This window comes from Cupriavidus sp. HPC(L), assembly GCF_000307735.3.
GTDB lineage: Bacteria > Pseudomonadota > Gammaproteobacteria > Burkholderiales > Burkholderiaceae > Cupriavidus.
The window spans coordinates 96,790-120,025 of record NZ_AMPR02000112.1 but is presented as its reverse complement, the minus strand read 5'-3'; the positions used below and the strand labels follow the sequence as shown (position 1 = coordinate 120,025).

Annotated in this window: 22 protein-coding genes; 7 read left to right on the top strand and 15 right to left on the bottom strand. The window is 68.6% G+C overall.

Annotation, left to right across the window (positions count from 1 at the left end):
- Nucleotides 1–346, bottom strand: a 346-nt coding sequence (locus B551_RS08670; protein WP_023263897.1) for an alpha/beta fold hydrolase, incomplete at its 3' end; no start/stop codon positions are given.
- Nucleotides 347–451: 105 nt separating this feature from the next.
- On the opposite strand from B551_RS08670, the gene pqqA reads away from it, so the two are divergent.
- From pqqA to pqqE, 5 genes are all read left to right on the top strand, one after another.
- Nucleotides 452–526 (top strand): pyrroloquinoline quinone precursor peptide PqqA, encoded by a 75-nt coding sequence (pqqA, locus tag B551_RS08665; protein WP_006578070.1) that lies wholly within the window; start codon nt 452–454, stop codon nt 524–526.
- Between the two features lie 82 nt (nt 527–608).
- Nucleotides 609–1,526: a pyrroloquinoline quinone biosynthesis protein PqqB gene (pqqB, locus tag B551_RS08660; RefSeq protein ID WP_006578069.1), complete on the top strand. Its 918-nt coding sequence runs from the start codon at nt 609–611 to the stop codon at nt 1,524–1,526.
- On the top strand, nt 1,523–2,215 hold the full coding sequence (gene pqqC / locus B551_RS08655; protein WP_006578068.1) for a pyrroloquinoline-quinone synthase PqqC: 693 nt from the start codon (nt 1,523–1,525) through the stop codon (nt 2,213–2,215). The genes pqqB and pqqC overlap by 4 nt, the downstream gene beginning before the upstream one ends.
- Before the next feature lie 50 nt (nt 2,216–2,265).
- The gene (gene pqqD, locus B551_RS08650; protein ID WP_006578067.1) at nt 2,266–2,511 is read left to right on the top strand and encodes a pyrroloquinoline quinone biosynthesis peptide chaperone PqqD; all 246 of its coding nucleotides are present in this window, start codon (nt 2,266–2,268) and stop codon (nt 2,509–2,511) included.
- Entirely contained in the window at nt 2,483–3,655 is a 1,173-nt protein-coding gene (gene pqqE / locus B551_RS08645) for a pyrroloquinoline quinone biosynthesis protein PqqE (protein ID WP_006578066.1), read from the top strand. Before pqqD ends, pqqE begins: the two co-directional genes overlap by 29 nt.
- A 179-nt stretch (nt 3,656–3,834) precedes the next feature.
- Here pqqE and B551_RS08640 read toward each other — a convergent pair whose 3' ends face one another.
- The 13 genes from B551_RS08640 to B551_RS08580 form a co-directional block, all read right to left on the bottom strand.
- Nucleotides 3,835–4,173 (bottom strand): c-type cytochrome, encoded by a 339-nt coding sequence (locus B551_RS08640; protein ID WP_006578065.1) that lies wholly within the window; start codon nt 4,171–4,173, stop codon nt 3,835–3,837.
- A 59-nt stretch (nt 4,174–4,232) separates the two neighbouring features.
- The gene (locus tag B551_RS08635; protein WP_006578064.1) at nt 4,233–5,966 is read right to left on the bottom strand and encodes a PQQ-dependent methanol/ethanol family dehydrogenase; all 1,734 of its coding nucleotides are present in this window, start codon (nt 5,964–5,966) and stop codon (nt 4,233–4,235) included.
- A gap of 285 nt (nt 5,967–6,251) precedes the next feature.
- Nucleotides 6,252–7,220: a quinoprotein relay system zinc metallohydrolase 1 gene (locus tag B551_RS08630; RefSeq protein WP_023263895.1), complete on the bottom strand. Its 969-nt coding sequence runs from the start codon at nt 7,218–7,220 to the stop codon at nt 6,252–6,254.
- Nucleotides 7,217–8,026: a quinoprotein dehydrogenase-associated SoxYZ-like carrier gene (locus B551_RS08625; protein WP_006578063.1), complete on the bottom strand. Its 810-nt coding sequence runs from the start codon at nt 8,024–8,026 to the stop codon at nt 7,217–7,219. Before B551_RS08625 ends, B551_RS08630 begins: the two co-directional genes overlap by 4 nt.
- Nucleotides 8,023–8,856 (bottom strand): ABC transporter permease, encoded by an 834-nt coding sequence (locus B551_RS08620; RefSeq protein ID WP_253281333.1) that lies wholly within the window; start codon nt 8,854–8,856, stop codon nt 8,023–8,025. Before B551_RS08620 ends, B551_RS08625 begins: the two co-directional genes overlap by 4 nt.
- Nucleotides 8,857–8,861: 5 nt before the next feature.
- Nucleotides 8,862–10,043 (bottom strand): ABC transporter substrate-binding protein, encoded by a 1,182-nt coding sequence (locus B551_RS08615; RefSeq protein ID WP_023263893.1) that lies wholly within the window; start codon nt 10,041–10,043, stop codon nt 8,862–8,864.
- Nucleotides 10,036–11,052 carry a PQQ-dependent catabolism-associated beta-propeller protein gene (locus B551_RS08610; RefSeq protein WP_006578018.1) on the bottom strand — a complete coding sequence of 339 codons (1,017 nt, stop codon included), beginning with the start codon at nt 11,050–11,052 and terminating at the stop codon, nt 10,036–10,038. Before B551_RS08610 ends, B551_RS08615 begins: the two co-directional genes overlap by 8 nt.
- On the bottom strand, nt 11,049–11,825 hold the full coding sequence (locus B551_RS08605; protein WP_023263892.1) for an ABC transporter ATP-binding protein: 777 nt from the start codon (nt 11,823–11,825) through the stop codon (nt 11,049–11,051). The genes B551_RS08610 and B551_RS08605 overlap by 4 nt, the downstream gene beginning before the upstream one ends.
- A 23-nt stretch (nt 11,826–11,848) precedes the next feature.
- On the bottom strand, nt 11,849–12,856 hold the full coding sequence (locus B551_RS08600; RefSeq protein WP_043438220.1) for a tripartite tricarboxylate transporter substrate binding protein: 1,008 nt from the start codon (nt 12,854–12,856) through the stop codon (nt 11,849–11,851).
- A gap of 23 nt (nt 12,857–12,879) precedes the next feature.
- Nucleotides 12,880–13,293 carry a DUF779 domain-containing protein gene (locus B551_RS08595; RefSeq protein WP_006578021.1) on the bottom strand — a complete coding sequence of 138 codons (414 nt, stop codon included), beginning with the start codon at nt 13,291–13,293 and terminating at the stop codon, nt 12,880–12,882.
- Nucleotides 13,294–13,425: 132 nt separating this feature from the next.
- Complete coding sequence (gene adh / locus B551_RS08590; protein WP_006578022.1) at nt 13,426–14,946, bottom strand: aldehyde dehydrogenase; 1,521 nt, start codon at nt 14,944–14,946, stop codon at nt 13,426–13,428.
- Between the two features lie 230 nt (nt 14,947–15,176).
- A complete protein-coding gene (locus tag B551_RS08585; protein ID WP_006578023.1) occupies nt 15,177–15,803 on the bottom strand; it encodes a response regulator transcription factor in 627 nt (208 codons plus the stop codon).
- The gene (locus tag B551_RS08580; RefSeq protein ID WP_006578024.1) at nt 15,803–17,248 is read right to left on the bottom strand and encodes a histidine kinase; all 1,446 of its coding nucleotides are present in this window, start codon (nt 17,246–17,248) and stop codon (nt 15,803–15,805) included. The genes B551_RS08585 and B551_RS08580 overlap by 1 nt, the downstream gene beginning before the upstream one ends.
- A 194-nt stretch (nt 17,249–17,442) precedes the next feature.
- Here B551_RS08580 and B551_RS08575 point away from each other — a divergent pair, with 194 nt between their 5' ends.
- Together B551_RS08575 and B551_RS08570 are read left to right on the top strand one after the other, a co-directional pair.
- Nucleotides 17,443–19,881, top strand: a complete 2,439-nt coding sequence (locus B551_RS08575) for a TonB-dependent receptor (RefSeq protein ID WP_052511293.1) — start codon at nt 17,443–17,445, stop codon at nt 19,879–19,881.
- Nucleotides 19,882–19,952: 71 nt separating this feature from the next.
- Nucleotides 19,953–20,702 (top strand): hypothetical protein, encoded by a 750-nt coding sequence (locus tag B551_RS08570; RefSeq protein WP_006578026.1) that lies wholly within the window; start codon nt 19,953–19,955, stop codon nt 20,700–20,702.
- 36 nt (nt 20,703–20,738) lie between these two features.
- Here B551_RS08570 and B551_RS08565 read toward each other — a convergent pair whose 3' ends face one another.
- Entirely contained in the window at nt 20,739–23,069 is a 2,331-nt protein-coding gene (locus tag B551_RS08565) for a glycosyl hydrolase family 28-related protein (RefSeq protein ID WP_023263888.1), read from the bottom strand.
- Nucleotides 23,070–23,236 lie beyond the last annotated feature (167 nt).

Sequence of the window (23,236 nt, the reverse complement as noted above, 5' to 3'; positions counted from 1 at the left end):
ATGAGCCGGCGGCCACATGCCAGCGCTCGACGCCCAGCACCGCGCGCAGCCGTTCGATATCGGCCAGCAGCGCACCGGTGGTGTTGCGCCGGAGCGTGCCGGCAGGGCGCGACCGGCCCGCGCCGCGCTGATCGGCGAGGATCGCGAGGTGGCGCGTCGGATCGAACCAGTCCGCCATCGACGGCGAACAGCCGCTGCCCGGGCCGCCATGCAGCACCAGCCAGGGAACGCCGTCGGCGCGGCCATGGAGGCGCACGTGCAGGCTGTGCATGTCCGCCGTGCGCAGCCGGAAGACGCGGTCTGCGGAACCGCCGGGAAGGCCTTGCCGCTGTGCGGTGTCGGGCATGGATGTTGCCTCATCGTCGATGCGGAAGGGCGGGGCACTGCGCCGCCGCCCGTTCCGACTCGGCAATCACAGTCCGTGCCAAGCAACCACATCGAAGGAGACCTCATGAACTGGACCACGCCCGCCTATACCGATCTTCGCCTCGGCTTCGAGATCACGATGTATATCGCCAACCGCTGACGTCGAGCGGATCAGCCGATGGTCCCCGCGTCCGCGGGGACTGCAACACGAACGCAAGGCGCGTACGGCGCGTGGCACCGCGATGACGACGTTAAAGGTTCTGGGCTCCGCGGCGGGCGGGGGCTTTCCGCAGTGGAACTGCAACTGCACCAATTGCGACGGCGTGCGTCGCGGCGCGGTTTCGGCGATGCCACGCACGCAGTCTTCGATCGCGTTGACGGAGAACGGGCTGGACTGGCTGCTGGTCAACGCATCCCCCGACATCCTGGCGCAGATCCGCGCCACGCCGGCATTGCAGCCGGCACGCCAGCGGCGCGACACGGGCATCGCGTCCGTGCTGCTGATGGACGCGCAGATCGATCATGTCACCGGGCTGCTGATGTTGCGCGAGAACAGTCGTCGACTGCCGCTATATGCGACCGCGCCGGTGCTCGCCGACCTGTCCGACGCCTTGCCGCTGTCGCGCGTGCTGTCGCACTACTGCGGCCTCGATCCGCATCCGCTGCCGCTCGATGGCAAACCGTTGCGCATTGCGCCGCTGCAGCGCGCCACCATCACGCCCGTGCCGCTCGACAGCAAGGCACCACCGTATTCGCCGAACCGGCAGGCGCCGCAGCGTGGCGACAATATCGGCCTGCGCGTCGTCGACACCGCCACCGGCAGACGCGTTTTTTACGCTCCCGGCCTCGGGCACGTGACAGCCGAGCTGATGGAGGAACTGCGCGGCGCCGATATCGTGCTGGTCGACGGCACGTTCTGGACCGACGACGAGATGCTGCGGCAGGGGCTGTCGAACAAGACCGCGGCCGAGATGGGCCATCTGGCGCTGTCGGGCGCAGGCGGCATGGTCGAGGTACTCGACGCGCTGCCGGCATCGCGCAAGATCCTGATCCATATCAACAACACCAATCCGATTCTCGACGAACGGTCGCCGCAGCGCCGCCATCTGAGCGCGCGCGGCATCGAGGTCGCCTGGGATGGCATGGAGATCGCGCTATGACGCAGGCCACCGCGTGGAGCCCCGCCGAATTCGAATCGCGGCTGCGCGCGAAGCAGTCGGGCTACCACATTCATCACCCATTCCATCGCCGCATGGCGGCGGGGCACTGCACGCCGGAACAGATCCGAGGCTGGGTGGCCAACCGGTTTTACTACCAGGTCCGCATCCCGCAGAAAGACGCCGCCATTCTCGCCAACTGCCCGGACCGCGAGACACGCCGGCTGTGGGTGCAGCGCATCGTCGACCATGACGGCACGGACAGCGAGCCCGGCGGCATCGAAGCCTGGGTCCGGCTCGGGGAGGCGGTGGGCCTGCCGCGCCAGGCGCTGTGGTCGCAGGAGCTGGTGCTGCCCGGCGTGCGCTTCGCCGTCGACGCCTACGTCAATTTCGCGCGCAGCGCGCCGTGGCAGGAGGCGGTGTGCTCGTCGCTGACCGAGATGTTCGCCCCGGAGATCCACCGGCAGCGGCTGGAAGGCTGGCCGGAGCACTACCCATGGATCGAGCGCGACGGGCTGGACTATTTCCGCTCGCGCATCCCGCTCGCCCAGCGCGATGTCGACCACGGCCTGCGCGTGACACTCGAACATTTCCGTACGCCGGCCGAGCAGCGGCGCGCGCTCGAGATCCTGCAGTTCAAGCTCGACGTGCTGTGGTCGATGCTCGATGCCATCGAGAGGGCCTATCCATGACCGCGCCATCCCCGCCATCCCCGCCATCCCCGCCATCCCCGCACACCGGCATGCCGACGCTGCATCGGACGCTGCGCCTGCAATGGGAGGAGGCCCAACAGGCCTGGGTGCTGCTGTATCCCGAGGGCATGGTCACGCTGAACGACAGTGCGGCGGCAATCCTGCGGCGCTGCGACGGCTCACGGACACTCGACATGCTGATCGACGAACTGCAGGGCGCGTACGACGTACAAGGAATCGCCGCGGAGGTCCATGCCTTTGTCAAACATGCATTCGAACGCGGCTGGCTCGCCTGAGGGAGCATCGCGTCCCGGTCCGCCGCTGTGGCTGCTGGCCGAGCTGACCTATCGCTGCCCGCTGCACTGCGCGTTCTGCTCGAATCCGGTCGACTATGCGCGGCACGGCGAGGAGCTCGACACCGCGCGGTGGCTGGACGTGTTGACGCAGGCCAGAGCGCTGGGCGCGGTGCAGCTGGGACTGTCCGGCGGCGAGCCGCTGATGCGCAAGGACCTCGAAGCGCTCGTCGCGCATGCGCGCGGGCTCGGCTTCTACATCAACCTGATCACCTCCGGTGTCGGCTTGACCGACGAACGGTTGGGGGCGCTGCGCGAGGCGGGGCTCGACCACATCCAGCTTTCCTTCCAGGATTCGACGCGCGAGCTGAACGACTTCCTGTCGAGCACGCGCACCTTTGACCTGAAGCGGCGCGTGGCCCGGATGATCAAGGCGCACGGCTATCCGATGGTGATGAACTGCGTGCTGCACCGGCATAACCTGCCGCATGTCGGCACCATCATCGAGATGGCGCTGGAGATGGGCGCCGAGTATCTGGAGCTGGCCAACACCCAGTACTACGGCTGGGCCTGGCGCAACCGCCTAGCGCTGATGCCCGATGCCGCGCAACTGCGCGAAGCCGAGGCCGTGGTGGAGCGCTATCGGCGGCGCATCGGCTCGCGTTGCCGCATTCTGTTCGTGGTACCGGACTATTTCGAAACGCGGCCCAAGAAGTGCATGAACGGCTGGGGCACGACGTTTCTGGGCGTCGCGCCCGACGGCACGGCGCTGCCTTGCCACGCCGCCCGCATGCTGCCGGGCCTCGCGCTGCCAAACGTCAACGACATGCCACTGCGCGAGATCTGGTTCGACAGCGACGCATTCAGCCGCTATCGCGGCACCGCGTGGATGAAGGGGGCATGCCGTTCCTGCGAGGAGAAGGAGGCCGACGCGGGCGGCTGCCGCTGCCAAGCATGGCAGCTGACCGGCGACGCCGACGCGACGGATCCGGTCTGCGACCGGTCCGGCGATCACGATCGCTTGCGTGCCATCGTGGCGCAGGGCCGGCTGGCCGCCGTGCTGGCCCAGGGACGCGTGGAGCGGGGCAGGGAGGCGCCGCTGCTGTTCCGCACCGATGCCAATTCGCTGCGGTTGAGCGAGGGGTAGAGCGCGAGAGCGGCAGAGCGGAAGAGCGGAAGAGAGGGCGAGTCGCGCGGCGAGCCGTCGCGCTGCCGGCACCATGCTCCCTCTCCCGCTTGCGGGAGAGGGCTGGGGAGAGGGCTGGGGAGAGGGCGATGAAGGACCATGGAGGGCGATGGAACATCGCGCCTCGCACGGGCCGCCGTTCAGCCGGCCTCCAGCACCCACGCCGCCAGCCGCTTCGCTTCCTCGTCCTTCAGCGAAGGATGCGGCGGCATTGGAATCCGCCCCCATACCCCCTTGCCGCCCTCCTGGATCTTGCGCGCCAGCTTGCCTGCCGCCTCGCCGTCCCCCTTGTATTTGGCGGCAACCTCGGCGAAGCCAGGGCCGACCAGCTTGCCCTGCATGCCATGGCAGGAGAAGCAGCCATTCTTGTCGGCCAGCGCCTTGATATCGGGTGCCGCCTGTGCCGATGCCGCAAGCGCGAGGCCGAAGGCAAGGGCGGCTGCGCGCGGCGCGATACGTCGATTTCGTTCTTTCTGCATGGAATTCTCCAGCTCTTGCTGGGCCGGCACCGCCGAGGGCCGGCCCGTCGGACAAACGCTCAGACCTTGCTCAGCTTGAACACCCAGACCGATCCGCCTTGCTCGAGGAAGTTGACGCGCTTGGCGACGTCGCCACCCCACAGCGGCACGGCGCCGCCCCAGCCCGACACCACGGCGATGAACTGCTCGCCGTTCTCTTCCCAGGTGACCGGCGGCGCCACCACGCCGCTGCCGGTCTGGAACTGCCACAGCTCCTTGCCGGTCTTCGCATCGGCCGCCTTCAGATAGCCCTCCGGCGTGCCCCAGAACACGAGGCCGCCGGCGGTCGTCATCACGCCGCCCCACAGCGGGGCATTGTTCTTGACCTCCCAGACGATCTTGCCGGTCTTCGGATCGATCGCGCGCAGCGCGCCGATATAGTCCTCGTTCAGCGGCTTGATGGTGAATCCCGCGCCAAGGAAGGCCGCGCCTTTCTTGTAGGTGATCGGCTCGTTCCAGATGTCCATGCCCCACTCGTTGGCCGGGACGTAGAACATGCGGGTCTGCGGGCTGTATGCCATCGGCTGCTGGTTCTTGCCGCCGAGGAAGCCCGGCGCCGCGAACACCGACTGCCCCTTCTTCTGGTCCGCGGGATCGCCGGGACGGCTTTCGGCGACGAAGTTGGGCCGGCCGGTCTTCAGATCGATGTCCTTTGCCCAGGTCACCTTGCGGACAAACGGAAAGGCGTTCAGTACCTTACCGTCGCGCGCGTCGTTGACGTAGAAGAAGCCGTTGCGGTCGGCCTTGCCGCCGACGCGCTTGCCGTCGAGATCGAAGGTCACGAACTCGTTGACGCCGTCGAAGTCCCAGCCGTCGTTCGGTGTGTTCTGGTAATGCCAGACGATTTTTCCGGTGGCCGGATCGATGGCGACCGTCGACGACGAGTACAGGTTGTCGCCCTTGCGCAGGTGGCTGTTCCACGGCCCCGGGTTGCCAGTGCCGAAATAGGCCAGCCCGGTCTTCGGATCGTAGGTGCCGCCGAGCCAGGTCGCCGCGCCGCCGGTCTTCCAGGTCTCGCCGGGCCAGCTGGCGTTCAGGTTGCCGGTGATGCCGTTCTCGATCTTGTTGCCCTCGGCGTCGAACCGATAGCCCATGTGCCCTTCGACGGTCGGACGGACCCAGACCATCCGGCCAGTCTTCGCGTCGCGCGCCTCGACGCGGCCGACCACGCCGAACTCGCCCCCGGACACGCCGGTCAGCACCAGGCCCTTGACGATCATCGGCGCCGCCGTGTACGAATAGCCTGCCGCGTAATCGTCGATCTTGTCCTTCCACACGACCTTGCCGGTGTCCTGGTTGAGCGCCACCAGTTGCGCATCGAGCGTGCCAAAGATGACCAGGTTGTCGTAGAGTGCCGCGCCGCGGTTCACCACGTCGCAGCAGGGCATGATGCCTTCGGGCAGCCGATGCTCGTACTTCCACAGCTTGGCGCCGGTCTTCGCATCGAGCGCGAAGATCCGCGAATACGATGCGGTAACGAACATCTTGCCGTTATGGATCAACGGCTGCGATTCCTGGCCGCGCTGCTTCTCGCCGCCGAACGAGAACGACCACGCCGGCACCAGGCGTGCGACGTTCTTCGTGTTGATTCTTGCCAGCGGCGAGAAGCGCTGGCCCTCCGGTCCGATTCCCCACGACAGCACATCACCGGGACTCTTCGCGTCGTTTTCGATCATCGCGTCCGTTACCGCGGCACGCGCGGCGAAGCTGGCCACGCAGGCGGTTGCCAGCACCAGCACCTTCAACTTGCTCATCGTTTGCTCCTCTCTCTTTTTGTCGATCATCGGTTTCGATCATCTTTGCTGCGGATTTCCCGGTGGTTCTTCGGTAGGCGCGGCACGGGCCGATCGGCAATGCCGCGCCGGTGCGCCACACCGCAAATCGCGTGCCACGCCAGCCGTGAAAAATTCCCGTTGTTGGCGGGCCATTTCGCGCCGCGACCGACTGCGCAGGTGCGCCGTACCGGGCCGTATCGCGCTACCGCGCAACAACCGCTGTCGCGGAATGGAGCACCTCTTGGCCGAGCCCGGCACAGGCGCTCATGGCGCCAATGCCTCGCGTTCGTACGCGGGGTACAGGTGCGTGACGTTGCGCAGGTATTCGGCCGGCATCGCGGCCCATTCCGAGTAGGGCGCCGGCACCGGCATCGCGATGACCTCGGCGAGATCGCGGCCCTCTCTGGCGGCTCGGCGCAGGCGCGCGTCGAGCCAACGCAGGTAATCCCGCGTCTGTGCGATCGCATCGGCGCGATCGAGCGCCGGGCCATGGCTTGGCACCAGCAGACGCAAGCCGTCCTCGCGCATCCGGCGTTCCAGCACGTCCAGGCTGGCCAGCCAGCGTGGGATGTCGGCGTGCGGCGTGGTCGGGACGCGCGAGCGGAAGACGAGGCCGCCGGCGAACATCACGCGCGCGGTATGGTCGATCAGCACCAGGTCGTCGCCGGTATGGCCCTGCAGGTGCAGCAGCTCGAAGCGATGGCGGCCGATCGTGCGCTGTCCCGGCTCGATCGTCGTGGCGGGCGGCGCCGGTTCAGTGCCGGCCATCCAGTCTCCGCACAGCCGATACAGGTTGTCGGCATACGAGCCCGCCTCGCGCGCAGCACCCGCGACGGTGCCGGCAAGCGCCGCCGGCTTCGCGTCGGCGTAGGCCTGGTTGCCGAAGAAGTAGTCGGGATGCAGGTTCAGATTCAGCACCAGGCGGACCGGCGCATCAGTTACCTTGGCGATCGCCGCGCGTTGCTGCTCGCCGTAGCGCCGCGACGGTCCCGTATTGACGACGACCACGCCATCGCCAGTATCGATGAAGGCGGTATTGATGATGTTGCAGCCGTTGCCGACCGCGAAGTCGGCGTTCGCGCCCTCGAGCAGCCAGACGCCGTCGCCGATGCCGCGCGGCGCGAGGCGGTAGTCTGGCGGCTGCAGCGGCCTCTCTGCGAGCCCGTCGCCGAATGCCGATGCGGGCAACAGCAGGGCAATCTGCAGGGCGATCGTGGCCAGCCTGTTGCTCATGGCAGCACCCTGGCGTCGATACGGTTGCCGTTGTTGTCGCGGCCGGTCACCGCCAGCGGTTGGGCAGCCGGCTCGCGCAGGTCGAACGAGAAGATCGGGTTCTCCGAAACGGGCTCGTGCAGCGCCAGCGTGCCGAGCGGTTCGCGGCGGCCGTCGACGAGGGCCAGCTGCTCGATATGGAAGGCGGGGATGCCCGCCACGAGGCCGGTATCCATTGGATGCATCACGCGGATCCGGACCCGGCCACCGCCGCCATCGAGCGCGGCAAAGCGCCGGGCCTCGACCCGGTTCAGCGTCGCGCTCCACGAGCCGTCCTTGCGTGTCACGCCGGGCACCGTGCAGCCGCCGCCGGCGGCGTCGACCAGCAGCCCGCCGACATGCCAGACCCCGTCGCGCGTGCGCGCCGCCACCCGTACCGGCGATCCCTGTTCCAGCTTGAAGCGGAAGGACAGGGCGGGCTTGAGCCTGCCAGGCGTGAAGGTCAGCACCTGGCGGATCGGATTGCGATCGACGCCCACGACGATCCTGTCGACCTCGCCCAGCGCGGAGGCATCGAACGCGATGGGCACGTTCAGCGCATCCTCGGCGAAAGCGGGGCCGACGACCTTGACGCGCGGATCGAACACCGCCGGCGCATTGCCCAGCATCTCGGCGCGCAACGCGGGCCATTGCGGCGAGGCGAAGGGATCGGCATCGGCCGCCGCATGCCCCCGTGCCGCGGCCAGTACCACCGCCAGGGCCAGCAGCGTGCCGAACCACCCGCGGCTGCGCCCGCCATGGCGGCGGGGCCAGGCTGGCCGGCTCATGCCCGCTTCCCCAGCGGCCTTGCCATGCCGCGCTGCGGGTCGTAGCCGAACAATGCCACGCCGAAGAACAGGCAGGCACACGCGGCCACCACGGCGAGGCTGCCCCATGCCGCCTGGCCATACAGCGCGAAACGGATGGCCTCGACCGCGTGCGTGAACGGGTTGATCCGCGCCAACTGGTGGATCGCCTCGGCCCCCGATTCCTCGAGTTTCCACAGCGGATACAGCGCGGTGCTGATGAAGAACATCGGGAAGATCACGAAGTTCATCATGCCGGCGAAGTTCTCCAGTTGGCGGACATGCACCGACAGCGCCAGGCCGAGCGCACCGAGCATCAGTGCAACCAGCGTCATTGCCGCCAGCAACATCGGCAGCGCGGTCCAGGCAAGCGGCACGTCGAACAGCACGGCAACCAGCAGGAACACGGCCATCTGCAGCAGCGACAGCAGCGCACCGGCCGCGAGCTTGCATGCCAGCAACCATGGCCGGGGCAGCGGCGCCGTCAGCAGCAGCCGCATCACGCCCATTTCGCGGTCGTAGACCATCGCCAGCGAGGACTGCATGCCGTTGAACAGCGCAATCATCGCCAGCAGGCCGGGGGTCAGATAGACCTTGTATTCGACATAGGTGTCGTAGGGCGGAATGATGGCGACGCCGAACACGTTCTGAAAGCCCGCGCCGAACACCAGGAACCACAGCAACGGCCGCACCAGCGACGAGATCAGGCGGCCGGGCTGGCGCAGGAACTTGCGCAGCTCCCGGCAGACAACGGCGCGCAGGGCGCGCCAGCGGTGGAGCAGGGGAGAGGTCGGCATGGAGATGGCTGGCATGGGGATCAGCGGCGGCACGCGCTCTCGGGCGCGTCCGCGCCCAGCGTGTCGAGGTTGTTCTTCGGATGCAGGAAACCGTCAAGCGGGGCGACCGCCGCCACGCCGTCGGCATGCGCAAGAAACACCGGCTGGCGCAGTTGCCCGTCCCAGGGCCGGAAGCTCAGGCGCGGGCCCTTGAAGCCATCGATGGCGACGTCTCCGGATCGCAACGCCTTCGCCTGCTCGGCAAACGGCGCCTTCGGCGCGCGCGTCACCGCTTCGACCACCGCCTTGATCGCCACCCATCCCGCCCAATCGTGTCCGCTCATCGGCCGCCCGGCTGCCTTGACGAAGCGCCGGTTCAATTGCGGGCCGCCGTGGCGCTCCCACGCGCGGTGCCACGCCATCGCGGTCAGCCCGTTGGCGCCGGCAACCGGGCGCGGCAGCTGCGTGGCATACGGCACGGTGCGGGCGAACTCGCCATCGGCGTCGGCGACGATCACGACGTCATGGTCGGGCCCACCGGTCAGCAGGCGGACGTTGGCGAGCTCCCGTTCGCGCGGATCGTTCGACAGGCGGAAATCGCGCTGCGCGGCCCAGGCGACCCCGAAGCGCCGGGCCGCCTGCTGATAGAGCGCCTGCCACGCGCGATCCTCCGGGGCGGGTCCGGTCAGCAGCAATGCCTTGCGCCATTTGCGGGCGGCCAGCGCCTGCATCAGCGCGTCGGCCTGCATGCGCCGGCTCGGCAGCGTGTGCAGCAGATGCGGGGCGCAGCCTTCCCCGCGCAACGCGTCGTCGTCGGCCGAAACATTGAGCAGCAGGGCGTCGGCCGGTTTGACCGCACGGGCCGCCGCGCGGACGGCATCGGCGGGCAGGTCCAGCACGATATAGCGGACACCCTGGCGCGCCAGCGCCGCGGCGGCCTGGGCCGCGGCCTGCGCATCGCGGGCTTCGGCCGCTTCGAGCTTCAGCGTCAGCCCCGCAGCCTCGAGCGCAAGGCGGGATTCGGCCGCGGCCACGCGCATGCCGTCGAAAGGCCGGCCCTCGGGGTGGCCCGGATAGCGCTGTTCCAGCCGTTTGGGCTCGTAGCGCGGATCGTCGGCGAGGCTGACGACGCCGATCCGCAGCTCCGCCGCGGAAGCGGTCGCGATACCGGCCAGCAGTGCGCAGGCGCCGGCCAGGGCGCGCAGCCGGGCAAGCCTAGTCATCGATGACGACCGAATGCGGCACGCGGCCCGCCTTCAGCGTAGCCACTGCCTTGCCGCGCATGGTGTCGACCACGCTGACGTCGTCCGACAGGCCGTTGGTCACGTACAGCAGCGCATCGTCGCGGGTCAGCGCCAGGCCCCACGCGCGCCTGCCGACCAGCACGTAGTCGAGCACGCGCCGGCTCGCGGCGTCGACCACCGCCACATGGTTGGCCCGTCCGAGCGCCACATAGGCGCGCCGGCCATCGCGCGACAGCGCCATACCCACCGGCGTCACGTCGTCCGCACGAAAGCCTTTCGGCGCGAACGTCAGCACGTGCACGACCTGCAGCGTGTCGGTGCGGATGATCGACACGCTCGCGGCGAGCTCGTTGCTGACCCACAGCTCCTTGCCGTCGGGCGACAGCGCGAAGCGGCGCGGCCGATTGCCGACCGGGATATGGCGAATGATCTTGCGGCTGTCCACGTCGATCACGTGGACCAGATTGGCCACTTCGGAGGCGACGTAGACGCGCTTGCCGTCGGCGCTGACCTTGACCCCTTCCGGCTCCTCGCCGACGGCCACCGAAAAGCGCTTCTGTCCGGTGGCCGTGTCGACCGCGGTCAGCAGCGCCTCTTCTTCGTTCGAGACGTAGAGCGTCCTGCCGTCCGGGCTGAGGTCAAAGATTTCGGGATCGTCGCCGACGCGCAACGCGGCCAGCGTCTTGCGCGCGCGGACATCGACCACGTCGACGCGATCGTCGTCGCTGCAGGCGACGTAGAGCCGGCTGCGATCGGGCGACAGCTGCAGATGGCGCGGCCGGCGGCATTGCGGCAACACGGCGGACATCTGCCGGCTGGCGGCGTCGTAGAAAATCAGGCTGCCGTCCTTTTCGCTGGAGACGATCACCTGGCCGCCGCCCGCTGGTGGTGCCGCCTCCGACCATCCGGCCAGGACCAGCACGGTGGTCACGGCAAGCGTGGCGCCCACGATCCAGCGGATGCGCGGCACCGGTGGCAGATGGCTCATGGCAATGCCTCCGAATCAGTAAGGGCCAGGAAGGCCGCTTCGAGATCTGGCTGCCCGGTGGCGTCGCACAGCATCGCCGGAGGACCGTCAAAGCGCACCTTGCCCCGGTGCAGCACGACGACGCGGTCGCAGCCGGCAACCTCCTGCACCAGATGCGTGGCCCACAACACCGCGGTCGATTGCCCCGCGGCAAGGCGGCGGGCCTCGTCGACGATCTGCATGCGGGAAGCCGGATCAAGTCCGACCGTGGCCTCGTCCATCAGCAACAGCGCCGGTTCGTGCAGCAGCGCCCGCGCCAGTTCGACCTTGCGCCGGTTGCCGCCCGACAGCGCGCGCACCGGCGAGCGATCGCGCTCGGCCAGGCCGAAGCGCGCGAGCAGGGCGGCGATCCGCGGCAGCGACTGGCGCCGGGCAAGGCCATGCAGGTCGGCATGGAACAGCAGGTTGTCGCGCACCGGCAGGTCCAGGTCGGTTGCCGGCTGCTGGAAGACGATGCCAAGCCTGGCCAGCGCGCGTGCGGGATGCTGGCGCATGTCGGCGCCCATCACCTCGGCGCGCCCCGCGTCCGCCACGAACAGCCCGCTGAGGATCTGGAACAGCGTGGTCTTGCCGGCGCCGTTCGGCCCCAGCAACGCAACGAATTCGCCGGGGCGCACCGAAAGCGAAACGCCATCGAGCGCGGCCTGCCTGCCGAAACGCTTGACCAGTCCGTCGCAGCGCAGCGCCGGCGCGGTATCGCACGGTGCTTCGTTCGATGCGGCGTCCGCGCGCATCGCGGGGGCGAGGGTGGAACCCATCACGATGGCTCCTTGCCGGCGGCCAGGCCCAGCCGTTGCGCGAAGTCGCGCTCGCGGGCCCACACCCCGCGCAGATAGGCCTCGTACCGCGCGGTATCGAGATAGGTCAGTTCCTGGTCGTACCTGGCCAGCTCGGCCAGATGCCGGGGGTGGCGCATCGCTCGGGCAAAGGCATCGTGCAGCCGCCGGACGATACGCGGATCGGTGCCGCGCGGCGCGCCGATGCCGTAGGGCGAGTTGTGGACGGCGTCGGGATAGCCGAGCTCCTTCATGGTCGGCACCTCGGGCCAGCGCGGCGACCGGTGTTCGCTGAACAGCGCCAGCAGCCGCAGGCGTCCGCTGTCGACATAGGGTGCGAAACCGGTCGCGCCGACACCGGCCATCAGCGCGCCGCCGGATACCGCGAGCATCTGGTCGGCGATGCCGCGGTAAGGTACATGCACATAGCGGATATGGTGGCGCCCGAGCACGTCGTCGATCGCCAGATGCGGCGTGGTGCCGATGCCGGACGAGCCGACCGTCAACGCGTCCGGATGCGCCTGGCCCCAGGCCACCAGGTCGCCGAAACTGCGGAACGGGCTGTCGGCCGGCACCACCACGCCAAAGGTATAGCCGGAGATCATCACCACCGGCTGGATATCGCGCAGCGGCTGCCAGGTCGTCTTCTGCTGGTGCGGCAGCCGGTAGACCGTGACCGGCAACTGGCCGATCGTGTAACCGTCCGGCTTCGCCACGGCGAGCAGGGCGCCGACCAGCGCACCGCCCGCTCCGGCGCGGTTCTCGACCACCACCGGCTGGCCGAGCTCGTGTGCGACCAGTTCGGCCAATACCCGCATCGACAGATCGGTGGCGCCGCCCGCGGGCCAGGGCACGATCAGCGTCAGCGGATGCGACGGGTAATCGGCGGCCGCAGTGGTGCCGGCATCGGCCCAGGCCGCGACGGCGGGAAACGCCGCGCTCGCGGCCAGCGAACCAAGGGCGATCGCGAGGGCGCGGCGCCTTGGCATCGGGAGGGTCTGCGCGGGCGCCATCACGCGGCGAGGTCGGGATAGTCGACCGTCGCCCGCTCTGGCGGCGTCGCGGCGAGCCGCTCGGCTTCCTCGTCGCCGAATAGCCGCGAGCGCGTCAGAAAGCGCATGCCGGTGGCACGTTCGATCGAAAACATGCCGCCGTTGCCGGGCACCACGTCGATGATCAGCTGGGTGTGCCGCCAGTATTCGAACTGCGATTCGCTCATGTAGAACGGTGCGCCGCCGATCTCGCCGAGCTTGATGTCGCTGCCGCCGACCAGGAATTCGCCGCGGGGGAAACACATCGGCGCGCTGCCGTCGCAGCAGCCGCCGGACTGGTGAAACAGGATGGGGCCGTGGTCGGCGATCAGCCGCGCGATCAGCGCGAGCGCGGCGTCGGTGGCGATGACGCGTGGGGGCAAGGGGGTATTCATCGTCGGATTCCGCGAAGATGCCCCCGCCCGAGCGAAGGCCGAGCGCCCGGCGTGCTTGCTTGCTTGCTCGCGGCAGAACAAGGCGCCAGGATTCGGGTTCGCGCGGGCGAGAGCCGTTGCCAGGCCCGTCGGTCAGAAGAAGCCGAGCGCGTTGGGGCTGTAGCTGACCAGCAGGTTCTTGGTCTGCTGGTAGTGGTCGAGCATCATCTTGTGGTTCTCGCGCCCGATGCCCGATTGCTTGTAGCCGCCGAACGCCGCGTGCGCGGGGTAGGCGTGATAGCAGTTGGTCCACACGCGGCCGGCCTGGATTGCGCGGCCGAAACGGTAGGCCCGCGTGCCGTCGCGCGTCCAGACCCCGGCGCCAAGGCCATACAGCGTGTCGTTGGCGATCTCGAGCGCTTCTTCCTCGGTCTTGAAGGTCGTCACCGATACCACCGGCCCGAAGATCTCCTCCTGGAAGATGCGCATCTTGTTGTGGCCGCGGAACACGGTCGGCTTGACGTAGTAGCCGTTCTCCAGCCCGTTGCCCAGCTGGGCGCGTTCGCCGCCCGTCAGCAACTGCGCGCCCTCCTGCTTGCCCAGGTCGATGTACGACAGGATCTTCTCGAGCTGCTCCTGCGAGGCCTGCGCGCCGATCATCGTGCTGCGGTCCAGCGGATGGCCTTGCTTGATCGCCTCGACGCGCTTGATCGCCCGCTCCATGAAGCGGTCGTAGACCGATTCCTGGATCAGCGCGCGCGACGGGCAGGTACAGACCTCGCCCTGGTTCAGCGCGAACATCGCGAAGCCTTCCAGCGCCTTGTCGAAGAACGCGTCGTCCTTGTCCAGCACGTCGGCGAAGAAGATGTTCGGGCTCTTGCCGCCGAGCTCCAGCGTGACCGGGATCAGGTTCTGGCTGGCGTACTGCATGATCAGCCGGCCCGTGGTGGTCTCGCCGGTGAAGGCGATCTTGGCGATGCGCTTGTTCGACGCCAGCGGCTTGCCGGCCTCCAGGCCGAAGCCGTTGACGACGTTGAGCACGCCCGGCGGCAGCAGGTCGCCGATGATTTCCAGCAACACCATGATCGAGGCGGGGGTCTGCTCGGCGGGCTTGAGCACCACGCAGTTGCCCGCGGCCAGCGCCGGCGCCAGCTTCCACGTCGCCATCAGCAGCGGGAAGTTCCATGGAATGATCTGGCCGACGACGCCCAGCGGCTCATGGAAGTGGTAAGCGATGGTGTCGTGGTCGATCTCCGAGATGCCGCCTTCCTGCGCGCGCACCGCCCCGGCGAAATAACGGAAATGATCGATCGCCAGCGGCAGGTCGGCGGCCATGGTCTCGCGCAGCGGCTTGCCGTTGTCGATCGTCTCGGCGACCGCCAGGCGCTGCAGATTGGCCTCCATGCGGTCGGCAATGCGGTTCAGCACATTGGCGCGCTCGGCGGGCGACGTGCGGGCCCAGGCGGTCTTGGCCGCGTGGGCCGCGTCGAGCGCCAGCTCGATATCGTCCGCGTTGGAACGGGCGATCTTGCAGAAGGCTTGTCCCGTGACCGGCGACACGTTGTCGAAGTACTGGCCCGACTGCGGCGGTACCCACTTGCCGCCGATGAAGTTGTCGTAGGACGCCTTGTACGGGAATTCGATATCGAGGAACTTCAGTTCCGCATGGTTCATGGTGGTGTCTCCTGACGAATCGTTCATGTTGCGCTTGCGCTGCTGTCTTGACGACCGGGTGTCCGGCCAGTCCACTCCCATCAGCGCAAGGAGCGTGCCACTGGCCGTTCGCGGCGTTCCGGCATCGGTTTCGCGGCAAGGCGCGCCGCCACTGTTGCGCCGCTCACCGACACGTTGCGCACGGTGTCCTGAAATGGAGCAATCGTGTTGCGGCTGCCGGCAGCCAGGCTTCAGTCGAGTCCGTGCTCGCGCGCATAGCGGTACATCTCGACGACATTGGCCAGGCCCAGCTTCTTGCGGATCAGCGTCTGGTAGTTGGCGATCGTCTTGGTGCTCAGGTAGCGCTGCGCGGCGATGTCTTCGATCGCGATGCCGCGCGCCAGCAGGCGGAACAGATCGAATTCGCGCGGCGACAGGCGCATGTGCGGCAGCGCCTTCGGGTCGCCCTCGCCGGCGACGGCGGCGATGTCGTCGGACAGCGGCCGCTCGCCGGCCGCGACGCGATGCACCGCGTCGACCAGCAGGTCCGGTGCGCTGCTCTTGGTCAGATAGCCGTCCGCGCCCGCGCGCAGCGCCTGCGCAACGATGGCCGGGCTGTCGTGCATGCTGAAGACCAGCACGCGCAGCGCCGGCACGCGCGCCTTCAGGCAGCGCAGCACTTCCAGCCCGCCGCGGCCCGGCATCGACAGGTCCAGCACCAGCACGTCGGCGGGATGGCGGCTGAGCCAGAGGTAGGCGGCGTCGCCATCGGCGAACTCGGCGACCACCTGCAGGCCGTCGTCCAGCTCCAGCAGGCGGCGGTAGCCGGCGCGGACCACCGCATGGTCGTCGGCGAGCGCCACACGCAGCGGCATCATCAGGCCAGCTCCGGCACGCGGCCGTGGCGGGGGCCGCCGGCGCGGGCCACGGTGTCCGGCGCATGGTCCGCCGCAACTGCCACACCCGGCGAAATCGCCGCGACGGCAGCAGGCTGGGCCGCCAGTGCGCCAGGGAAACGGGCCAGCAGCTTCAGGCCCGGTCGCGTTTCGCCGGACCGTGAGGCGCTCAGCTCCAGTTGCCCCCCATGTGCCCACACCCGTTCGCGCAGGCCCCCCAATCCGCAACCGGCCTCGAACGCGGCGTCGGGATCGCCGATGCCGACGCCGTCGTCCTCGACGCACCAGACGATGTCGCCGGTGGCGTTGGCGGCCACGCGGGCCTGGACCGTCGCGGCGCCCGCGTGCCGCACCGCGTTGGTCAGGGCCTCCTGCGTCATGCGGTAGAGCGCCAGCGCCAGCGCCGGCGGCACCGCCACCGCGCCGAGCTCGATCTCCAGGCGAAAGTCCGTGCGCGAATCCGGCTGCGCGCGCCACCCTTGCAGCAGGTCCTGCAGCATGCGGGCCAGCGGGACCGGCCCGTTGCCCGGCTGCGTGCCATGCGGCCGCAGCCGATGCAGCAGCGAGCGGACATCCTGCTGGATGCGCGCGCCATGCTGTGACAGCCCGTCGGCCACGCTGCGCAGCGCGGCGTCGTGCGTCAGCCGGCGCGACAGGTAGGCCGCGTCGGCCCGCATGGCCGTCAACGTCTGGCCGAGCTCGTCGTGCAGTTCGCGTGCGATCCGGGCCCGCTCGTGCTCCTGTGCGTCGAGCAGCCGCAGGCTCAGCGCGCGGCGGGAAGCCTCCGCCTGCGCCAGTGCCGCGGCGAGCTGCTGCAACGCGCCCCGGATCGCGTCGAGTTCGGCGATCCGGGTCGGCGGCAGCGCGGCATCGTATTCGGCGTGCTCGTAGCGGCGGATTGCCGCCAGCATCCCGCGCAGCGGGGCCAATGCCCGTCGTGCCGACCATGCGATGCCGGCAAACAGCAGCGCGCTGTACAGCGTCAACGTCGCCAGCTGGCCGGCGAAGGTGTTCAGCGCCTCGCTTTCCTCGCTGCGCGGATTCCAGTCCAACGCCACGCGGTATCCGGCCCCCTCGGCCGCCGGGATGGTCCACGACGCGGCCGGTTCCGCGGGCGCTTCACTGCCGGCAGCGCCGGTCTGCGGGACGAGCACCACGCCGCGATCGTCCCGCAGTGTCAGGCGCAGATGGCGCAGCGCGCCGGAAGCCGCGATATCCCGCAGGGCGCGCAAATGTCCGTTACGGGCCTCGGCGTGGTCGGCCTGCAATCCCGCGAGATGACGGAACATCCTGGCGGTGGCATCGGCGCCGCGCCGTTCGCTGCGGATATCGCCTGCGGCCGTGGCCAGCGCGAACAGCGTGGCGACGACCAGGCTCAGCAATGCGATCGGCGCGGCCCGAAGCAGCAGATGGCGGGACAGGGGCATGGCAGGGGTCTCCTCGTTTCCATCGAGGCGGCCCGGCGCTCTGGTGGCGTGGCTGCGCGGCGCATCGATCCCGGCCTGGCGAGCCGGTTCCCGTCCCCGGTCGGGAGTTTTTCCCGGCCGTCGGGGTATGGAACCTGCTCGACGGGATCGTGCGGCCCGACAGAGGTCCGCTCGATACCAGGAGGAGATGCAAGATGTCAGCCAACCGGACCGCTGCCGCCGCCGGCAGGCCGCACGCGCCCGCCGCGACGCGCCGTACCGGGTCCCCCATTCCCCGTGCCATCGCCATGGCATGCGCGATCGCGCTGTTCGGCGCCGGCCACGCTGTTGCACAACAGGGCAGCACTGTGTCACAACAGGACAGTTCGCTGCCGACGGTCACCATCGTCGCCGCCGCGCCGCTGCCCGGCATCGGCGTCGAGCGCGATACGCTGCCATACACCGTGCAGGGCGCGGAGCGCGACACTGCGTCCGGTCCGCGCGCCGGCAATCTTGTCGAGTACCTGAGCCGCAATCTGGCCGGCGTCAATGTCAACGAGATCCAGGGCAGCCCATTCCAGGCCGACGTGACCTACCGCGGCTTCCGCGCCTCGTCGATTCTTGGCGTGCCGCAGGGCCTGTCGGTCTATCTCGACGGCGTGCGCGTCAACGAGCCGTTCGGCGACGTGGTCAACTGGGACATGATTCCCGAAGCCGCGCTCGACCATATCGCGCTGGTGTCGGGTTCAAACCCGGTGTACGGCCTGAACACGCTGGGCGGCGCGCTGGCGCTGACGACCAAATCGGGGCTGACTTCGCAGGGCTTCGGTGCCGACATCTCGTACGGCAGCGGTGCCCGCAAGCGCGCCGACCTGTCGTTCGGCGCGCGCAGCGAGGACGGCTGGCACGGCTTCGTCGCCGGCACGCTGTTCAAGGAGAATGGCTGGCGCGACCATTCCGACGGCCGGCTCGGCAATCTGTTCGTGAAGGCCGGCCGCAGCAGCGGGGCGACCGAGTGGGACGTGTCGCTGTTGCATGGCAGCAGCCGGCTCGTCGGCAACGGGCTGGTGCCGGACTATCGGCTCGATGGCAGTGCCGTGCTGCCCGACCTGTATGCGGGGAACCGGCGCGCGGTGTTCACCTACCCCGACCAGACCCGCAACCGCGTCACACAAGCCACGCTGAACGGAAGCCACTGGCTCGACGACACGACCCGCATCTCCGCCATGGCATACGTCCGCCACAGCCGGCGCGACACCGTCAACGGCGACGTCAGCGAGGACTACGCCGAATATGCCGAGGCCTGCGAGGACGGCTTCAACGCCGATGGCTCGCCGGCCGACGACGACTGTGGCTATACGCGCGAGCAGGGCGCCGCGCTGCATCCGGCCGTGTTGAACACGACCCACACCCGCCAGCGCGGCCAGGGCGCCGCACTGAGCCTGGCCAAGGAACTGGGCGCACACCGCATCAACATGGGCGTGACCTTCGACGCCAACCGGGTGCGCTACGCCCAGTACGAGCAGGAGGCGCTGCTGAGCGCGGACCGCGGCGTGTCGGCCGCGCCCGGGTCCGAGGTCGAGCTGTTCTCGGGCGCCCACGGCAAGTCGCGCGCGATCGGCGTTTATCTGGCCGATCTGTGGACGCTGACGCCGACGACCCATCTGAACCTGTCGGCCCGCTGGAACCGGTTGAAGGTGACCAGCACGCTGATCGACAGCGACGGCAGCGACAAGCCGACGGAGCGCTTCACCTACAGCAAGCTCAATCCAGCGATCGGCCTGACCCAGCAGGTTGGCGCCGGTCTGACGCTGTTTGCCAGCGCCGCGCAGAGCAACCGCGTGCCGACGGTGATCGAACTCGGCTGCGCCGATCCCGCGCAGCCGTGCCGCCTGCCGGCGGGCCTGCAGGCCGATCCGTACCTGAAGCAGGTGGTCTCGCGCACCTACGAGGTCGGGGCGCGCTGGCGGCCGTCGCGCGACCTGGAACTGTCGGGCACCGCCTACCGCACCGACAACCGTGACGACATCCTGTTCCTGCGCGCACCGAACAGCCAGCAGGGCTACTTCTCGAATTTCGATCGCACCCGCCACCAGGGCGTGGACCTGCTGGCGAACTGGCGCCTCGATGCGGTGACGCTGCGGTTCGGCTACAGCTATCTGCAGGCTACGTACCAGGCTCACGGGCGCATCCTGGCCGGCGAGCGCACGATCGATGTCCGTCCCGGCATGCGGCTTGCCGGGCTGCCCCGGCACACGCTGAAGTTCGGCGCCGACTGGCGCGTGACGCCGTCGTTCGCAATCGGCGCCGACGTACTGGCCGTGTCATCCAGCGTGATCAGCGGCAACGAGGACGGCCTGGCCAGCGATCCGCGGCCGGGCAGGGCACCGGATGCACGCCGCTGGGATACCGCCGGCTATGCCACCGTCAATCTGCGCGCCAGCTATCGCGTCAGCAAGCAGCTCGAGCTGTATGCCCGCGTCGACAACCTGTTCGATCGCCGCTATGCGAGCTATGGCCAGCTGGCAGAGAACATCCTGCCGGACGGACGGCTGGTGCAGCCGCACGTGGCGCCGCAGGATGCGGCGACGTCGCGCTTCATCGCCCCCGGTGCGCCGCGCAGTGTGTTCGTCGGGCTGCGGTACCGGATGTAGCGCACCGGCAAGGCGCGCGGCGCGGGACCGATGTGCTAGGCTGCCGCACTTTGCACTCCACGCCAATCGCCATGCAGCCGTCGCTCGCCGCCTTTCGTGCCGCGCTTGCCAGTTTCGTCAGTTCCCGCGCCCTCAAGCTCGCCGTCGGCCCGATCGTGGTGCTGCTGATCGCCGGTGCCGTCTTTCTCGGGCTGCCGCTGGTCATGCTGGTGACCGGTGTCGTACCGCCCTGGGTGCAGGCGCTGTACGGCGGTGCGGGCGGCGTCGCTCAGACGCTGCTGGTGGTGCTGTACCAGCTTGCGCTGATCCTGCTGGTCGCACTGTGGTCGATGCCCGGCGCCATTGCGCAGATCGCGGGCGATTACCCCGCCGCCGAGCCGTCGGGCGACGCCGTTTCCGGCCAGCGCGGCGCGTTGGCGCACTACGTCGGCACCTATATCGTGCTGTGCGCACTGATCCAGTTTCTTGCCACGGTCCCGCTGCTGTATGCCGCGGCCAACCTCGCCGCGCAGGCGTGGTTGGCGATGCGGCTGATGCCGTATCTCGCACTGCGCAAACGCGCATCGGCCGGCGAATTCTCCGCGCTGGCCAAAGGATGGCGACTGCCGTTTGCCGGCGTGGCGGTCGCGGGCGTCGTGCTCAGCGGTCTGATCGCCGCGGCGATCTCGGCGGCAATCGCGCTGTTGATGCCGGGGCCGGCCGCCTTTGCCGGCGTGACGATCGGTCGCGTGCTCGGGATGCTGTTCCTGGTCTACTGGTTCGCCCATCTGTCGCTGCGCGCGCTGGCCACGATGCGCGGCGCGGGCCCGGCGCTGCCATAAGGCGCGGTCCATCGCCGAAGCGCCTCGCGCTCGTGCCTATGGACGGTTGTTCCGGATCATCGCGCCCGGCGGACCGCTCGATCCGCCGAACCAGGGTTCGACGCGCGCCTGGTTCTGTTCGACCAGGATCGAGTAGTTGTCCTTGAAGCTGTTCGGAAAAAAGATCATGCCGGGGCTGGCGACCCGATTGCCCCGTACCAGAATGCCGGACAGCGTCGCGCCCGGCATGCCCATCACCGCCAGCCCGCGCGTGACGTTGCGCGCCGCGGTGCGCATCACGAAGACCGGGTCGCCATCCTCGGCGACGGTGTTATCGAGGCAATCGATATTGAAGGTCGGCAGATAGGTATTATCGCCATAGGGCCCATAGGCGGCGATGGCGATGCCGTCGCCGGCGTTCATGTTGTAGTTGTGGTCAATCACGCTGTCGAACACGCCGCCAAAGAACAGGATCGAATTCAGCGCACGGCCATGCATGTTGCGGAATTCGTTGTGGCTGACGGTGATGCGCAGATAGCCCGTGGTGATGTTGATCACCGAGGACGAATCGGGCACCACGTCCCAGGGCGTCGCCAATTCCATCACGCGGCCCTTGATCGATTTCAGATGCCGGTATTGACCGACTCCGGTGCCGGCGACGATCGACATCACGACGTTTTCCGGATTGCTGGTGCCGACCATGTCCCAGTTCGGATCGCGCGCCAGCGTCACCGAACTGGCCAAGCTGGCGGCGAGCCTGCCCAGATACGCGCCACCGCCGCCGTCCGTCGTGAAGAACTGGTTGGTCGGCGTGTACGTCATGTTGCGGAACAGGTTGTAGCCGAGATAGAAGTTGCGCGTGGCGTTGGCCGTGGTGCCGCTGATCATCGGGCGGCTGGCGCCGATCACCACGCCTTCGTTTATTTCGTCCTGGGCGCCGAACAGATTCTTGGTCACGACGACGTTCTGGCTGTTGGCGATGCCGTAATCGCCCTTGGTCGCCCGGTTGCCGGTGATCAGCACGCCGTCGCCGTAGTCGATCGACATCGTCTTGCGCGAGCTCAGCGTCGAATTGACGATGCGCAGGTCCGGGCCGGCAATCTTGATCAGCTGCGCGCTTCCCGCGCCGTTGGTGTAGTCGGCCGACACGACGAAATTGACGCGCTGGATCAGGATATGGCCGTTCGCGCGCGGATCGCTGCCGAGGTTGGCGGCCCGCAGCATCGTTTCGCGATGCGGCGCGCGCAGCGTCAGCGAGGCCACGCCGAAATGGCTTTCGCCCGTGATCCACGACGCGGGCGTTGCCGCGGCGCTGTTCGCCTTGCCGAGCAGCGTCGTCGCGTCCTCGGATTCGCCGACCAGATACTGATGGCGGCGCAGCGCAATCGTTCGTGAAATGGCGAATTGCCCGGCCGGCAGCTTGAAGACGGTGCGCACGCCATTGCTGCGGTTCTTGTCGAGACAGCCTTGCAGCACGGCGGCGTTGTCGGTGACACCATCGCCCGTCAGTCCGGGGCACGACACCACGGCAGGCGGCTTTGGCGCGGGTTGGATGCGGATCGGCACCGGCAGCGCGGCGGTCAGGTCCTTGTGCTGTGAGCCGATCCAGACGTGGTACGAACCGGGCGCCATGCCGGCGGGCACGCCGGCCACCATCGCCGTATCGTCGGCGTGCTCGACCGTCAGCGGATAGAGCCGGTTGTCGGCCGATTGCAGATAAGCCTCCTTGCTGCCGTTGAAGTTCTTGCCGAACAGCCGCAGCTTGCCGCCGGCCTCCGCACCGCAATTGACCAGTTCATGCGCCGGCGCCTCCAGACTGGAATCGGTATCCGGCGTGCCGAGAATCCACTGGATTTCCGGCCGATTGACAATGCCTTCCAGCGCCGGCACCGCGCGATCCTGGTCTTCGATGCGGTAGGCGTAGGGGCCGTATTTGAGGTTCGCCGGGATGGTGAAGGTCAACCCCGTCGAGCTCAGATTGACGGCAGGCACCGTGATCGCGCTGGAACGGAGCGCGCTGCGCCAGTCCGTCATGCCGGATGTCAGCGCCACCAGCCGCACCGTCTTGCGGTTCGCCGTAAAGGCGCCGCTCATCAACACGCTTTGACCGGGCCGGTTCTCTCGCGAGGCCCAGAAAACGGCGTTCTTCTCGTAGACCGGATCGCTGTCCGGCCGCATCTGCTTGACGTCGACGAACACCGCCCGCTTGCCGCTGCCGGTATCGCCGTTCTTGCCGATCATCGGGTTGGTGCACCCGCTCAGCGTGCCGACGTCGGTGATGGGTGCGACCACCGTGCCCGGCGCGACCGCCGGCGCGGGCGCCCCCCGAGGCTCAGCAGCGCCCGCCACCCCGTGCCAGCAGCCGAGCAGCGCCAAGGCGGCGGTCAACACGCGCTGTCGAAAGCGAGACGCTGGCTTCATGGTTACCCCCGTTTGTGTCAGGCGAACGGACGACCATGCCGAAGCAGCATCCGCCACCTATATCGGACCGACCATTAATGTCGGTAAACGACAGCGGTAACAGTACGAAACGACACACAGCCTCAATCGGAGGG